The following is a 12532-nucleotide window of genomic DNA, read 5'->3' as shown; positions in this document are numbered from 1 at the left end:
AATGACGGAAATCCGCCACACGCCCGTGGCCCCCACGAGCACCCGCCGGCTCACCCGCGGGGCGGCCATCGACGCCCACCGCCACGACGACCACCAGATCGCCTACGCCGGCCGCGGCGCCCTGGCCATCACCACCCACGCGGGCACCTGGGTGGCACCGGCCGACCGCGCGATCTGGGTCCCCACGGGCACGGTCCACTCCCACCAGGCCCACGGCGAGCTGGAGTTGCACCTGGTCGGCCTGCCCGCCGACAGCAACCCGCTGGCCCTGGACAGGCCCACGGTGCTCACCGTCAGCCCCCTGCTCCGCGAGCTGATCCTGGAATACACGCGGTACCCCGACGAGACCGGCGACACCCCCGACACCCCGCCGCGCGCCCGCCTGCGGGCCGTCCTGCTCGACCAGCTGAGCGTCTCGGCCCAGGAGCCCCTCCACCTGCCGGCCCCCACCGACCCGACGCTGACCGCCGTGTGCGACCTCCTGCACGCCGACCCGGCCGACGACCGCACCCTCGCCGCCCTCGGCCGCGAGGTCGGCGCGAGCGAACGCACCCTGTCCCGGCTCTTCCGCACCGACCTGGGCATGACGTTCCCCCGCTGGCGCACCCACCTACGGCTCTACCACGCCCTCACCCTCCTCGCCGAGGACACCCCCGTGACCACCGTGGCCCACCTGTGCGGCTGGTCCTCCGCCAGCGCCTTCATCGACGCCTTCCGCCACACCTTCGGCCACACCCCGGGCACCCACCGCCGGCTCTGACCCGAGCCGGCGGCCGAAACCCGTACCTCACAGGTCGGTGAGCTCCCCCAGTCCGAGGGTGCGCAGCGTGTGGTTGGCCATCTGCAGGTGCCCGACCGCGTTCGGGTGGGCCGGGTCGTCCAGCCACGCGATCGGGGCGACGTCGCCGAACTCGGCGCGCCAGTGGGCCTCGTGGTCGACGAGCAGCGCCCCGGTCCCGGCGGCGAGCTCGCGGACGGCCTGGCAGTAGGCGGGCAGCTCGGCCCGCGCCGGCAGCGCGTCCTGACTGACGAGCAGCGGCGTGTGCAGCACGATCTGCGCCCCGGCGGACCGCTCGATGATCTCCCCCATGGCGTCGCGGAACTCCCCGAGCCCGGCGAGCCCGGCCCGCACGTCGTTGGTGCCGAGCGACAGCGACAGCACGTCCGGCCGGAACCGGCCGATGACGAAGTCGTACGCCCCGAGCACGTCGGTGGCCCGCCAGGCCGAGACGCCGGAGTTCACGACGATGTCCGTCAGCCGGTCGAGCTGCCAGCACACGCGCTCCTGCACGTGCTCCACCCACCCCCGGGCCCCGTGCGTGTGCAGGACGGCCTGCGTGATGCTGTCCCCGGCCATGACCCAGGTCATCGGCCTGTCGGCGAGTTCGATCATGTGGTGCTTCCCCCTTGCGTTCGTATGGACCGGAGGAAGTTGATCACACGCCCGCGGGCGACTCAACGGTGTCCTGGCCGGCCATCCACCCGGGCTGGCTGCATCACTATGCAGGGATCACCATTTCTATAAAACGGCGTGTCGACCATGATGCATGATCGACCACCCGAAGCTCAATTCCGGCTCAAATAGTGAACCTACTGACGAGTCACGTAATGCGCCCGAAACCCTCACACCCCCTACCAGCGAGAATGTCCGGAAAAGTAAGTAAACATTCAGTAATGAAATCTGTGCATAGGCCTATGAATAGCCCTACTGTGTGGCAACTCTCCAGAGCTGCTCCGCCTGCCGGGGCCCCCACACACAGAGAGAATTCCCATGGTCTCCACCAACCAGGTATCCCCGCCGGGACAGAGCACCGGCTCCGGGTCCGGTACCACCCACCGGACGCTCCGCCGGAACGTCGGTCTCATCGGCCTCATGTGGGCCTCGGTCGGCTCGATCATCGGCTCGGGCTGGCTGTTCGGCGCCAAGAACGCCGTCACCGCCGCAGGCCCGGCCGCGATCATCTCCTGGGGCATCGGCGCCGTCGCGATCGTCCTGCTGGCGTTCGTGCACGCCGAACTCGGCGGGCTCTTCCCGGTCTCGGGCGGCACCGCGCGCTACCCGCACTACGCCTTCGGCGGCCTCGCCGGCATGTCCTTCGGCTGGTTCTCCTGGCTCCAGGCCGCCACCGTCGCCCCGATCGAGGTCGAGGCGATGATCGGCTACGCCAAGCACTGGTCCTTCGCCGACGGCCTCCAAAACGCCAACGGCACCCTCACCACCAGCGGCTTCGTCGTCGCGACCGCCCTGATGGCGGTGTTCGTCGCGGTCAACTTCCTCGGCGTACGGGTCCTTGCGCGTACGAACAGCGTGGCGACCTGGCTGAAGATCTTCGTCCCGCTTTTCACGATCTTCGTCCTCGCGATCACCAGCTTCCACAGCTCGAACTTCACCTCGCACGGCTTCGCGCCGTTCGGCGCCAAGGGCGTGCTCGCCGCGATCAGCACCAGCGGCATCATCTTCGCGCTGCTCGGCTTCGAGCAGGCCATCCAGATCGCCGGTGAGAGCCGCAACCCCCGCCGCGACATCCCCCGCGCCGTGCTCGGGTCGGTCGCCATCGGCACCCTGATCTACACCCTGCTCCAGGTCGTCTTCATCGGCGCCCTGCCGGTCAGCGCCTTCGCCAACGGCTGGGCCAAGCTCGACTTCCCCGGCATCGACGGCCCCTTCGCGGGCCTGGCCACCCTGGTCGGCCTCGGCTGGCTGTCCTGGGTGCTGTACATGGACGCCATCATCTCCCCCGGTGGCACCGGCCTGATCTACACCACCGCCACCTCGCGCATCTCCTACGGCCTGAGCCGCAACGGCTACGCCCCGCAGAAGTTCGAGCGCCTGGACAAGAACGGCGTGCCGTGGTTCGGCCTGATCATCTCCTTCGTCACCGGCGTCGTCTGCTTCCTGCCCTTCCCCAGCTGGCAGGAGCTGGTCGGCTTCATCACCTCCGCCAGCGTGCTGATGTACGCCGGCGCCCCGCTGGCCTTCGGTGCCCTGCGCCGCCGGCTGCCCGACCGTGAGCGCTCCTACCGCCTCCCGGCGGGCGGGGTCGTCTCGCCGGCCGCGTTCGTGGTCGCCAGCCTCATCATCTACTGGTCCGGCTGGCAGACCCTGTCCCGCCTGGGCATCGCCATCGTGCTCGGCTACGTCCTGCTCGGCAGCTACGCGGCCTACGCGATCAAGAAGGGCCTGCCGAACGCCCCGCGCCTGAACTGGAAGGCCGCGCAGTGGCTGCCGGTCTACCTGATCGGCCTGGGCCTGGTCTCCTGGCAGGGCGGTTTCGGGGACGGCACCGGCCGGATCCCGATGTGGTACGACATGGGCATCGTCGCGGTCTTCGCGCTCGGCATCTACTACTGGGCGATCCGCGTCGCCCTGCCGGCCGAGGAGATCGAGCGCGAGGTCGCCGACGTGGAGGTGGTCGACGCGGGCGGTCACTGATCCGCGGGGCGGGGCTGACTCCCCGCTCCCGATCGGCCGCTCCCGGCCCCGGGGCCCCACCACACGGCCCCGGCCGCCGGAACCCGGCCACGAGATCCTGACCGAACGCCCCTGAACAACCCGAGCCTTACGCACCCCAACGGCGGGCCCGCCGGTCGAGCAGCGACCGACGGGCCCGTCCGTGTGCGGCATCCGTGCCCGCCGGAGGCCGTGCGCATCAGGCCGTGCGCATCAGGCGTGCACGTCATCCGTGCGCGTCACCTTCGCCCGTCAGAGGTCGAGCACGGCCTTCAGCGCCGCCGCCACCGCCGCCTGCGGATCGTCGACCGCGCCCGGCGAGCGCCACGCGACGAAGCCGTCCGGGCGCACCAGCACCGCGCCGTCCGGGCCGATGCCGTGCAGCTCGGCGAAGTCCGTACCCGGCTCCGGCGCCAGGTCGTCCTCCGCGTCCTCGCCGATCCGGTACGCGTCCATCGGGACGGCCAGCGCGTCCGCCGCCCGCCGGGCGCCCGCGCGCCAGGCCTCGCCGTCCGGCCCGGTGAGCAGCACCATCGCCTGCTCGTACAGGTCCAGCGTGGACAGCCGGACGCCCGCGCACACCAGCCACTGGTGCGGCGCCCGGCTGCCGGGCTCGCCGGCCGACTCGAACTTCTCCGGGACGACCTCGCCCGCCGGGTCCGCCCCGGCCACCGCGCCCCGCGGGTAGCGGTAGCCCAGCGCCACCGCCAGCACCCCGGCCTGCCGCCCGACGCCCGGCACGACCGCGTACCCGGGGTGGCTGTGCTCGGCCGAGCGGGCCGAGGCGCGCTCGCCGGTCACCCGCGCCACCGGCCGCCGCTCCCGCCCGTACGTCTCCAGCAGGCCGGGCCCGGCCCAGCCGCACAGCACGGCGGCCAGCTTCCAGGCCAGGTTGTGCGCGTCCTGGATGCCGGTGTTGGAGCCGAACGCGCCGGTCGGCGACATCTCGTGCGCCGAGTCCCCGGCGAGGAAGACCCGCCCGGTGCCGTAGCTCTCGGCGACCCGCTCGGCCGCGTGCCACGGCGCCCTGCCGGTCACCTCGACGTCCAGCTCCGGCATGCCGACGGCGGTGCGGATGTGCCGCTCGCACCGCTCGTCGGTGAACGCCTCCAGCGGCTCGCCGTGCTCGGGGTGCCACGGCGCGTGGAAGACCCACTCCTCCCGGTTGTCCACCGGCAGCAGCGCGCCGTCCGCCTCCGGGTTGGTGAGGTAGCAGGCGATGAAGTGCCGGTCGCCGACGGCCTCGGCCAGCCGCTTGGCCCGGAAGGTGATGCTGACGTTGTGGAACAGCTCGCCCTTGCCGGTCTGCCCGATGCCCAGCCGCTCGCGCACCGGGCTGCGCGGGCCGTCCGCCGCCACCAGGTACTCCGAGCGCACCACCCGCTCCTCGCCGGTCTCCCGGCTGCGCAGCACCGAGGTGACGCCGTCGGCGTCCTGCTCGAAGGAGACCAGCTCGGTGCCGAAGCGGATGTCGCCGCCGAGGTCGCGGGCCGCGCGCAGCAGCACCGGCTCCAGGTCGTTCTGGCTGCACAGGCACCACGAGCTGGGGCTGAAGGCGGCCAGCCGCCCGCCCGGGTCGATCTCCCGGAACAGCCACTCCTGCTCCTCGCCGGTCAGCGAGGGCGCCTGGAGGATGCCGTGGTTCGGGGCCAGCACCGAGGCCGCCTCGCGGATCGCCGGCTCGATCCCGGCCACCCGGTACAGCTCCATGGTGCGGACGTTGTTGCCTCGGCCACGCGGGTGACGCGAGGTGTCGGTGTGCTTCTCGACCACGAGGTGTCTGACCCCCAGTCGGCCGAGGAAGAGCGAGGCCGACAGCCCGACCAGCGAGCCGCCCACGATCAGGACCGGCACCCGGTCGTCTACCTTCGGATTCATCAATTGCTCCACCCTGTACGGGGATTCCGCGGCCCGGCACGTGGGCCCGGCGCCGCCCTCGAAGGGGCCCGCAGCGGCGGCCGCCCCGATCTTCCATCCCCCGCCGGAGCCGGCTTGTGCCGCCCCTTCGCCCGGATGGCCCGCAAATCTCGCGCGCCCCCGGACGCGCCGCGCACGATCGACCTCAGGCCTGGCGCCGACGGCCCGGGCCGACCGCCATCGCACCGCCCTCCCCCGGGCCGGGAGCGCCCTGCCGGACGCGGCCGGAGTACGGCCCGCAGCGTGCGGCCCAGAGCAGAAAGTGGATCATGACAACTCTGTCCGAACCGCAGGCGCCGCAGCACGCCGAGTCCGAGACCCGGCTGCGGGTCGTCCTGATGCTGGAGATCCAGGACGGCGCGCAGCAGCGCTTCCTGGACGTCTACGAGCAGCTGCGCCACCAGGTGGCCGCGGTGCCCGGCCACGTCAGCGACCAGCTGTGCCAGTCGATCAACGACCCCCGGCAGTGGCTGATCACCAGCGAGTGGGAGGACCAGGACACGTTCCTGCAGTGGGTCGACAGCGACGCCCACCGGGAGATGGTCAAGCCCATGCACGGCTGCGTCAGCGACAACTTCCGCTCGATGCGCTACGTCGTCCTGCGCGAGACCTCCGCCGCCGGCGGCGCCACCGGCACCCGGGCCCCGGTGGAGGTGCCGCCGGGCCTGCCGCGCAGCGAGCCCGTCGGCCACGTCGGCCCGCCCAAGGCCGAGCCCGGCCCCGACGGGGTCGTCCGCCACGCGCTGACCTTCACGGTCAAGCCCGGCAGCGAGCCCGAGGTGGCCCGGATCCTGGCCGGCTACACCTCCCCCAAGGCCGACGTGGACGAGCACACCCGGCTGCGCCGCACCTCGCTGTTCATGCACGGCAACCGGGTCGTGCGGGCCGTCGAGGTGACCGGCAGCCTCGGCGACGCGCTGCGCCACGTCGCGATGCAGCCCGAGGTGCGGGCCGTCGAGGAGGCCATCAACCCGTACCTGGAGGAGGCCCGGCAGCTCGGCGACCCGCAGTCCGCGCGCGCCTTCTTCGCCCGCGCCGCGCTGCCGGCCAAGGAGCAGGCGATCGCCACCGCGCCGTCGTCGGGGCGGCTGCACCGGCACGCCGTGCTCTACCCGGTCCGCCCGGGCTCCGGCACGGCCGTCACCGAGCTGCTGGCCGGCCACGACGACCTCGCCACCGCCGACCCGACCGGCCCGGTCGCGGCGAGCACCGTGTTCCAGCGCGACGACGTCGTCGTGCGCCTGGTGGACCTGCGGGTGCCCGCCGAGGCCGACCCGGGCGCCGCGCTCGGCGTGGCCGGCGACGCGGAGGCCGCGGCGCTCGCCCGGCTGCTCGACCTCGGCGCGGAGTGCGACCTGCGCACCGTCGCCGGCCTGCGCGCGTTCCTCGCCGCCCGCGGCATGACCCCGATCACCGACCGCAGCTCACAGTCGAACTGACGATCCGTCACATTCCCGGAGGAAACACCATGTCCACGCAGTACCCACGGATCGTCCACGTCGACGAGGCTCCGGAGAACCGCCGCCACGGCGCCGAGCTGCGCACCATGCTCACCCCGACCACCTGCGGGGCGACCAGCGGCTTCATGGGCCTGGCCATCGTCAAGCCCGGGGAGCGGATCGCCGAGCACTACCACCCGTACTCCGAGGAGTTCGTGTTCGTCGTCTCCGGCGACCTGGAGGTGGACCTGGACGGCGAGACCCGCGCCCTCAAGCCCGACCACGGCCTGATGATCCCGATCAACATGCGCCACCGCTTCCGCAACGTCGGCACCACCGAGGCCCGGATGGTCTTCCACCTCGGGCCGCTCGCCCCGCGCCCCGACCTCGGCCACGTGAGCACCGAGGAGCACGCGGGCACCGACGGGTCCGCCGCGTCCGGCCCGCCGGAACACGCCAAGGTGGCCTCGTGACCCGGCGGGTCGCCGTCACCGGGATCGGCGTGGTGGCGCCCGGCGGGGTCGGGGTCCCGGCCTTCTGGGACCTCCTCACCTCCGGCCGCACCGCCACCCGGGGCATCACGCTCTTCGACCCCACCGGGTTCCGCTCCCGGATCGCCGCCGAGTGCGACTTCGACCCGGCGGCGCACGGGCTCGGCCCCGAGGACGTCCAACGGGCCGACCGCTACGTGCAGTTCGCGATGGTGGCGGCCGGCGAGGCGGTCGCCGACGCGGGCCTGGACCTCGCCGCCGAGGACCCGTGGCGGATCGCCGTCTCGCTCGGCACCGCCGTCGGCGGCACCACCCGGCTGGAGCACGACTACGCCCTGGTCAGCTCGGCCGGCGCCCGCTGGGACGTCGACCACCGGCAGGCCGAGCCCCAGCTGCACCGGGCGTTCGCGCCCAGCACGCTGGCCTCCGCGGTGGCCGAACGGATCGGCGCGCACGGCCCGGTGCAGACCGTCTCCACCGGCTGCACCTCCGGCCTGGACGCGATCGGCTACGGCTTCCGGGCCGTCGAGGAGGGACGCGCCGACATCTGCATCGCCGGCGCCTCCGACTCCCCGATCTCGCCGATCACCGTCGCGTGCTTCGACGCCATCAAGGCCACCAGCGAGCGCAACGACGACCCGGCGCACGCCTCCCGCCCCTTCGACGCCCACCGGGACGGCTTCGTCCTCGGCGAGGGCGGCGCCGTCCTGGTGCTGGAGGAGCTGGAGCACGCCCGCCGCCGCGGCGCCCGCGTCTACGGCGAGGTCGGCGGCTTCGCCACCTACGGCAACGCCTACCACATGACCGGCCTCACCCAGGAGGGGCTGGAGATGTCCCGGGCGATCGACGACGCGCTCGCCCACGCCCGGGTGAACACCACCGACGTCGACTACGTCAACGCGCACGGCTCGGGCACCAAGCAGAACGACCGGCACGAGACCGCCGCCGTCAAGCGCTCGCTCGGCCGGCACGCCTACGGAACGCCGATGAGCTCGATCAAGTCGATGGTCGGGCACTCGCTCGGCGCGATCGGCGCCATCGAGGTCGTCGCCTGCACGCTGGCGCTCGCCCACGGCGTCGTGCCGCCGACCGCCAACTACGAGACTCCCGACCCGGAGTGCGACCTCGACTACGTGCCGCGCACCGCGCGCGAGCTGCCGCTGAGCCACATCCTCTCGGTCGGCAGCGGATTCGGCGGATTCCAGTCCGCCGTCGTGCTCAAAAGAACGGGGTGAGATCCATGACGTCACGTCAGCAGGGCCGCCGGGCGGTGGTCACCGGCATCGGCGTGGTGGCACCGAACGGTGTCGGGGCCGACGCCTTCTGGAAGGCCACCAGGCAGGGCGTGAGCGTCCTCGACCGGATATCCCGCGAGGGCTGCACCGCGCTGCCGCTGCGCGTCGCCGGACAGGTGCGGGACTTCGACCCGCAGGCCGTGATCGACAGCCGCTACCTGGTGCAGACCGACCGCTTCACGCACTACGCGATGGCCGCCGCGGACCTGGCCGTGGCCGACGCCCGCTTCACACCGGACCCGGAACAGCCCTACGCCGTCGGCGTGGTGACCGCGGCCGGCTCCGGCGGCGGCGAGTTCGGCCAGCGCGAGCTCCAGCAGCTCTGGGGCCAGGGGCCCCGGTTCGTCGGCCCCTACCAGTCCATCGCCTGGTTCTACGCGGCCAGCACCGGACAGATCTCCATCCGCGGCGGCTACAAGGGCCCCTGCGGTGTCGTCGCCAGCGACGAGGCCGGCGGCCTGGACGCGCTCGCCCACGCCGCCCGCTCGATCGAGCACGGCGCCGACGCGGTGGTGGCCGGCGCGGCCGAGGCCCCGCTCGCGCCGTACTCGATGGTCTGCCAGCTCGGCTACCCCGAGCTCAGCCTCGCCGAGCAGCCCGACCGGGCCTACCTGCCGTTCACCGCGCAGGCCTGCGGCTTCTCCCCCGCCGAGGGCGGCGCGATGCTGCTGCTGGAGGACGAGCGGACCGCGCGTCGCCGCGGGGCCGCCGTCCGCGCCCACCTGGCCGGGCACGGCGCCACCTTCACCGGCGCCTCCCGGTGGGAGGAGTCCCGCGAGGGCCTGGCCGCCGCGATCCGGATAGCCCTGGACGAGGCCCGGATCGCACCCGAGGAGGTCGACGTGGTCTTCGCGGACGCGCTCGGCGTCCCGGCCGCCGACCGGGCCGAGGCCCTCGCCCTCGCCGACGCCCTGGGCCCGGCCGCCGAACGCGTCCCGGTCACCGCGCCCAAGACCGGCACCGGCCGCGCCTACTGCGGCGCCCCGCTGCTGGACGTCGCCGCCGCCGTCCTCGCCATGGAGGACGGCGTGCTCCCGCCCACCCCCAACGTCACCGAGGTCTGCCACGACCTCGCCCTGGTGACCGGCCGCGCCCGGCCGGCCGAGCTGCGCACCGCACTGGTGCTCAGCCGCGGGCTGATGGGCTCCAACTCCGCGCTGGTGCTCCGGCGCGGTGAGCGGCCCTGAACCACCCCGTTCTGAGAAGGGACACCCCGTGAGCAACACCCTCAGTTACCCCGAACTGGCCGCCCTGCTCCAGGCGCGGGCCGGCGTCACCGTCGAACCCGGCGAACTGGAGCGCCCCGGCTCCTACTTCGACGACTTCGGCGTCGACTCGCTCGGCCTGCTCGGCGTCGTCGGCGAGCTGGAGAACCGGCACGGCCTCAAGGTCACCTCGGGCGCCGAGTCCGCCAAGACCCCGGCCGAGTTCGTGCAGCTCGTCAACGCCTCCCTCGCGACGAAGGCCGGTGCCTGACATGCCCGGACACACCGACAACGAGATCGTCATCGCCGCTCCGCTCGACCTGGTCTGGGAGATGACCAACGACCTGGAGAACTGGCCGGAGCTGTTCAGCGAGTACGCCTCCGTCGACGTCCTGGAGCGCGACGGCGACAGCGTCCGCTTCCGGCTCACCATGCACCCGGACGAGAACGGCCAGGTGTGGAGCTGGGTCTCCGAGCGCACCACCGACAAGTCCTCGCTCGCGGTGCGCGCCCGCCGGGTCGAGCCCGGCCCGTTCGAGTTCATGGAGATCCGCTGGGAGTACGCCGAGGTCCCGGCCGGGACGAGGATGCGCTGGATCCAGGACTTCGCGATGAAGCCCACCGCCCCGGTGGACGACGACGGCATGGTCAACCACATCAACAAGAACTCCCGGATCCAGATGCAGCTGATCCGCGAGAAGGTCGAGCTGCGGGCCGGGGAGAGGTGAGCGGCGTGCACCGCGCTCTGATCGTCGCCCGGATGAAGCCGGAGGCGGCCCCCGACATCGCCGAGGTGTTCGCCGAGTCCGACCGCGGCGACCTGCCGCACCTGATCGGCGTCACCGGCCGCAGCCTCTTCCAGTTCGGCGACGTCTACCTGCACCTCATCGAGGCCGACCGCCCGCCGGGCCCGGCCGTCGCCAAGGTCGTCGGGCACCCGGAGTTCCGGACCGTCAGCGACCGCCTCACCGCCTACGTCCAGGCGTACGACCCCGCCACCTGGCGCGAGCCCAAGGACGCGATGGCGCGCGAGTTCTACCGCTGGGACCGCTGAGCTCCGCAGCGCCCCCGCGACCCTTTGGGCCCGCCCCCGGCCACCTGCCGGGGGCGGGCCCACGCGTGCCCGGAGCCGCCCGCGCGCACCGACGGCTCGTGGCCGCCGTAACCCCCGTTCACCCGGATCGCCCGCGCACCCGGGTGAACACGCCCGGGAGTCCATCCGAAAGGCGCACCGGGCGCGCGGGCCCCGCACGCCTCCGGTGGCAGGCGTCGGCACGGTGGTTGACGGTGGATCAGGCGCGCATTCCCCGCGAGTCCCCTTGCCCGGCAACCCCGCCGGGCGTCGCGGGCCGGCGCGCCGGAAGGATCATCCTCATGCGTTCTGCACGCACGCTGCTCGCCGGGGCGGCCGTCGCCGCCGTCCTGACCGTCGGCACCCCCATGGCCTTCGCGGACGGATCCGCCGACCAGGGCAAGAACCTCACCTGGCAGGAGAAGCAGCCCGACAAGGGCACCGGCTCCGACGAGCACAAGGGCACGAGCGACCACAAGGGCTCCTCCTCCACCGAGGAGCACAAGGGCTCTGAAGAGCACAAGGGCAACGACGCCTACGGCGACAAGGGCGAGGAGCACAAGGCCCCGCACGGCGGCGTGCACACCGGCGGCGGCGGGCTGTCCCTGTCCGGCGGCGGTCTGGCCTCGGGCGCGGTCCTGCTGCTCGGCGGGATCGGCGCGGGCGCCCTCGCGCTGCGCCGCGGCCGCCGCACGGCCGGCGCCGTCGCCTGACCCCCGCCGCCGCCCCTGGGCGCCGCCCCGCCACCGCGGGGGGCGCACGGGGGCGGCGGGCCGTCCCGCGGGCGCCGTCCCGCGGACGCCGTTTCCGGAAAGGTGGGCCTCGGTGCTTCCCGTCCCAGGTACGTCCCGGCTGCTGCGCGTCGGCATGAGCGCGGCGGCGGTCGGCGTGCTGCTGATGTACAACTCGGTGGACTCCCGGACTGCCGACGAGTCCTCGTCCGCCGAGGCCGCTCCCCCGACCGCGACCGCGCCGGCCGCCCCCGGCCCGTCGGCACCGGCCGCGGCCGCGGCCGCCAAGCCGGGCCCCACGGCCGCCCCAGCCGCCGCGGGCGCACCGGCGCTGAAGCGGTCCAAGCCGGCCCGGCTGCGGATCCCGCAGATCGCCGTGGACGCCCCCTTCACCGAGCTGACGCTCGGTCCGGCGGGCCAGCTCAACGCCCCGCCGCCGGACGACAAGAACCTGGTCGGCTGGTACAACGGCGGCGTGACCCCGGGCGAGCGCGGCAGCGCCGTCGTCGCCGGCCACGTCGACACCACCAAGGGCCCGGCGGTGTTCCTGCTGCTGAGCCTGCTCCTGCCGGGCAACAAGGTCGAGGTGGCGCGCGCGGACGGCACCGTCGCGGTGTTCTCGGTGGACTCCGTCGAGACCTTCGCCAAGAACGCCTTCCCCGACCAGAAGGTGTACGGGAAGACGCCGGACGCGCAGCTGCGGCTGATCACGTGCGGCGGCGTGTACGACAAGAAGCGGCGGGACTACCTCGACAACGTGGTCGTGTTCGCGCACCTGGAGTCGTCGCACCGGGCCTGAACGCCGAACGGCCGCGGCTCCCCCGCGCGTCGGGGGGCCGCGGCCGGTTGGCGCGGGGGGGGGCGCGGGGGGGGGCGCAGCCGCCGGGTCGTATAAACAAAATAACCAGCCCACGATCAAATATTTGTTATT

Annotated in this window: 13 protein-coding genes; 11 read left to right on the top strand and 2 right to left on the bottom strand. The window is 73.3% G+C overall.

The genetic code is table 11. The features are described from left to right. The first annotated feature begins 1 nt into the window (after nucleotide 1). A complete protein-coding gene (locus ACFVU9_RS07455; RefSeq protein ID WP_387590925.1) occupies nucleotides 2-760 on the top strand; it encodes an AraC family transcriptional regulator in 759 nt (252 codons plus the stop codon). A gap of 27 nt (nucleotides 761-787) precedes the next feature. On the opposite strand, the gene ACFVU9_RS07450 is transcribed toward ACFVU9_RS07455, so the two are convergent. Then, complete coding sequence (locus ACFVU9_RS07450) at nucleotides 788-1393, bottom strand: SGNH/GDSL hydrolase family protein (protein WP_380491677.1); 606 nt, start codon at nucleotides 1391-1393, stop codon at nucleotides 788-790. Nucleotides 1394-1771: 378 nt separating this feature from the next. Between ACFVU9_RS07450 and ACFVU9_RS07445 the strand changes: the two genes are divergently transcribed. Then, complete coding sequence (locus tag ACFVU9_RS07445) at nucleotides 1772-3433, top strand: APC family permease (protein WP_380447719.1); 1662 nt, start codon at nucleotides 1772-1774, stop codon at nucleotides 3431-3433. A gap of 270 nt (nucleotides 3434-3703) precedes the next feature. On the opposite strand, the gene ACFVU9_RS07440 is transcribed toward ACFVU9_RS07445, so the two are convergent. Further along, a complete protein-coding gene (locus ACFVU9_RS07440) occupies nucleotides 3704-5329 on the bottom strand; it encodes an FAD-dependent oxidoreductase (RefSeq protein ID WP_387590920.1) in 1626 nt (541 codons plus the stop codon). 308 nt (nucleotides 5330-5637) lie between these two features. On the opposite strand from ACFVU9_RS07440, the gene ACFVU9_RS07435 reads away from it, so the two are divergent. The 9 genes from ACFVU9_RS07435 (at nucleotide 5638) to ACFVU9_RS07395 (ending at nucleotide 12400) form a co-directional block, all read left to right on the top strand. Continuing rightward, the gene (locus ACFVU9_RS07435) at nucleotides 5638-6807 is read left to right on the top strand and encodes a SchA/CurD-like domain-containing protein (protein WP_380447715.1); all 1170 of its coding nucleotides are present in this window, start codon (nucleotides 5638-5640) and stop codon (nucleotides 6805-6807) included. 29 nt (nucleotides 6808-6836) lie between these two features. Then, a complete protein-coding gene (locus ACFVU9_RS07430; protein WP_380447713.1) occupies nucleotides 6837-7280 on the top strand; it encodes a cupin domain-containing protein in 444 nt (147 codons plus the stop codon). Then, on the top strand, nucleotides 7277-8533 hold the full coding sequence (locus tag ACFVU9_RS07425) for a beta-ketoacyl-[acyl-carrier-protein] synthase family protein (RefSeq protein ID WP_387590916.1): 1257 nt from the start codon (nucleotides 7277-7279) through the stop codon (nucleotides 8531-8533). Before ACFVU9_RS07430 ends, ACFVU9_RS07425 begins: the two co-directional genes overlap by 4 nt. Nucleotides 8534-8538: 5 nt before the next feature. After that, nucleotides 8539-9780 carry a beta-ketoacyl synthase N-terminal-like domain-containing protein gene (locus ACFVU9_RS07420; protein ID WP_380447709.1) on the top strand — a complete coding sequence of 414 codons (1242 nt, stop codon included), beginning with the start codon at nucleotides 8539-8541 and terminating at the stop codon, nucleotides 9778-9780. A gap of 28 nt (nucleotides 9781-9808) precedes the next feature. Beyond that, nucleotides 9809-10069: an acyl carrier protein gene (locus tag ACFVU9_RS07415; RefSeq protein WP_387590913.1), complete on the top strand. Its 261-nt coding sequence runs from the start codon at nucleotides 9809-9811 to the stop codon at nucleotides 10067-10069. Between the two features lies 1 nt (nucleotide 10070). After that, on the top strand, nucleotides 10071-10526 hold the full coding sequence (locus tag ACFVU9_RS07410; RefSeq protein ID WP_380447704.1) for an SRPBCC family protein: 456 nt from the start codon (nucleotides 10071-10073) through the stop codon (nucleotides 10524-10526). A 5-nt stretch (nucleotides 10527-10531) separates the two neighbouring features. After that, nucleotides 10532-10852 carry a TcmI family type II polyketide cyclase gene (locus ACFVU9_RS07405; RefSeq protein WP_380447702.1) on the top strand — a complete coding sequence of 107 codons (321 nt, stop codon included), beginning with the start codon at nucleotides 10532-10534 and terminating at the stop codon, nucleotides 10850-10852. Between the two features lie 320 nt (nucleotides 10853-11172). Next, nucleotides 11173-11583: a hypothetical protein gene (locus ACFVU9_RS07400; protein ID WP_387590908.1), complete on the top strand. Its 411-nt coding sequence runs from the start codon at nucleotides 11173-11175 to the stop codon at nucleotides 11581-11583. Nucleotides 11584-11737: 154 nt separating this feature from the next. After that, nucleotides 11738-12400: a class F sortase gene (locus ACFVU9_RS07395; protein WP_387591096.1), complete on the top strand. Its 663-nt coding sequence runs from the start codon at nucleotides 11738-11740 to the stop codon at nucleotides 12398-12400. Nucleotides 12401-12532: the final 132 nt, after the last annotated feature.

The sequence above is a fragment of the Kitasatospora sp. NPDC057936 genome (assembly GCF_042887525.1).
Classification (GTDB): Bacteria; Actinomycetota; Actinomycetes; order Streptomycetales; family Streptomycetaceae; genus Kitasatospora.
Note: the sequence above shows the minus strand (reverse complement) of the source record. Positions and strands in the feature narration are given on the sequence as shown.

Coding starts and splice junctions, on each gene's coding strand:
- ACFVU9_RS07455 (WP_387590925.1), top strand. CDS start 2: ATGACGGAAATCCGCCACACGCCCGTGGCCCCCACGAGCACCCGCCGG.
- ACFVU9_RS07450 (WP_380491677.1), bottom strand. CDS start 1,393: ATGATCGAACTCGCCGACAGGCCGATGACCTGGGTCATGGCCGGGGAC.
- ACFVU9_RS07445 (WP_380447719.1), top strand. CDS start 1,772: ATGGTCTCCACCAACCAGGTATCCCCGCCGGGACAGAGCACCGGCTCC.
- ACFVU9_RS07440 (WP_387590920.1), bottom strand. CDS start 5,329: ATGAATCCGAAGGTAGACGACCGGGTGCCGGTCCTGATCGTGGGCGGC.
- ACFVU9_RS07435 (WP_380447715.1), top strand. CDS start 5,638: ATGACAACTCTGTCCGAACCGCAGGCGCCGCAGCACGCCGAGTCCGAG.
- ACFVU9_RS07430 (WP_380447713.1), top strand. CDS start 6,837: ATGTCCACGCAGTACCCACGGATCGTCCACGTCGACGAGGCTCCGGAG.
- ACFVU9_RS07420 (WP_380447709.1), top strand. CDS start 8,539: ATGACGTCACGTCAGCAGGGCCGCCGGGCGGTGGTCACCGGCATCGGC.
- ACFVU9_RS07410 (WP_380447704.1), top strand. CDS start 10,071: ATGCCCGGACACACCGACAACGAGATCGTCATCGCCGCTCCGCTCGAC.
- ACFVU9_RS07400 (WP_387590908.1), top strand. CDS start 11,173: ATGCGTTCTGCACGCACGCTGCTCGCCGGGGCGGCCGTCGCCGCCGTC.
- ACFVU9_RS07395 (WP_387591096.1), top strand. CDS start 11,738: ATGAGCGCGGCGGCGGTCGGCGTGCTGCTGATGTACAACTCGGTGGAC.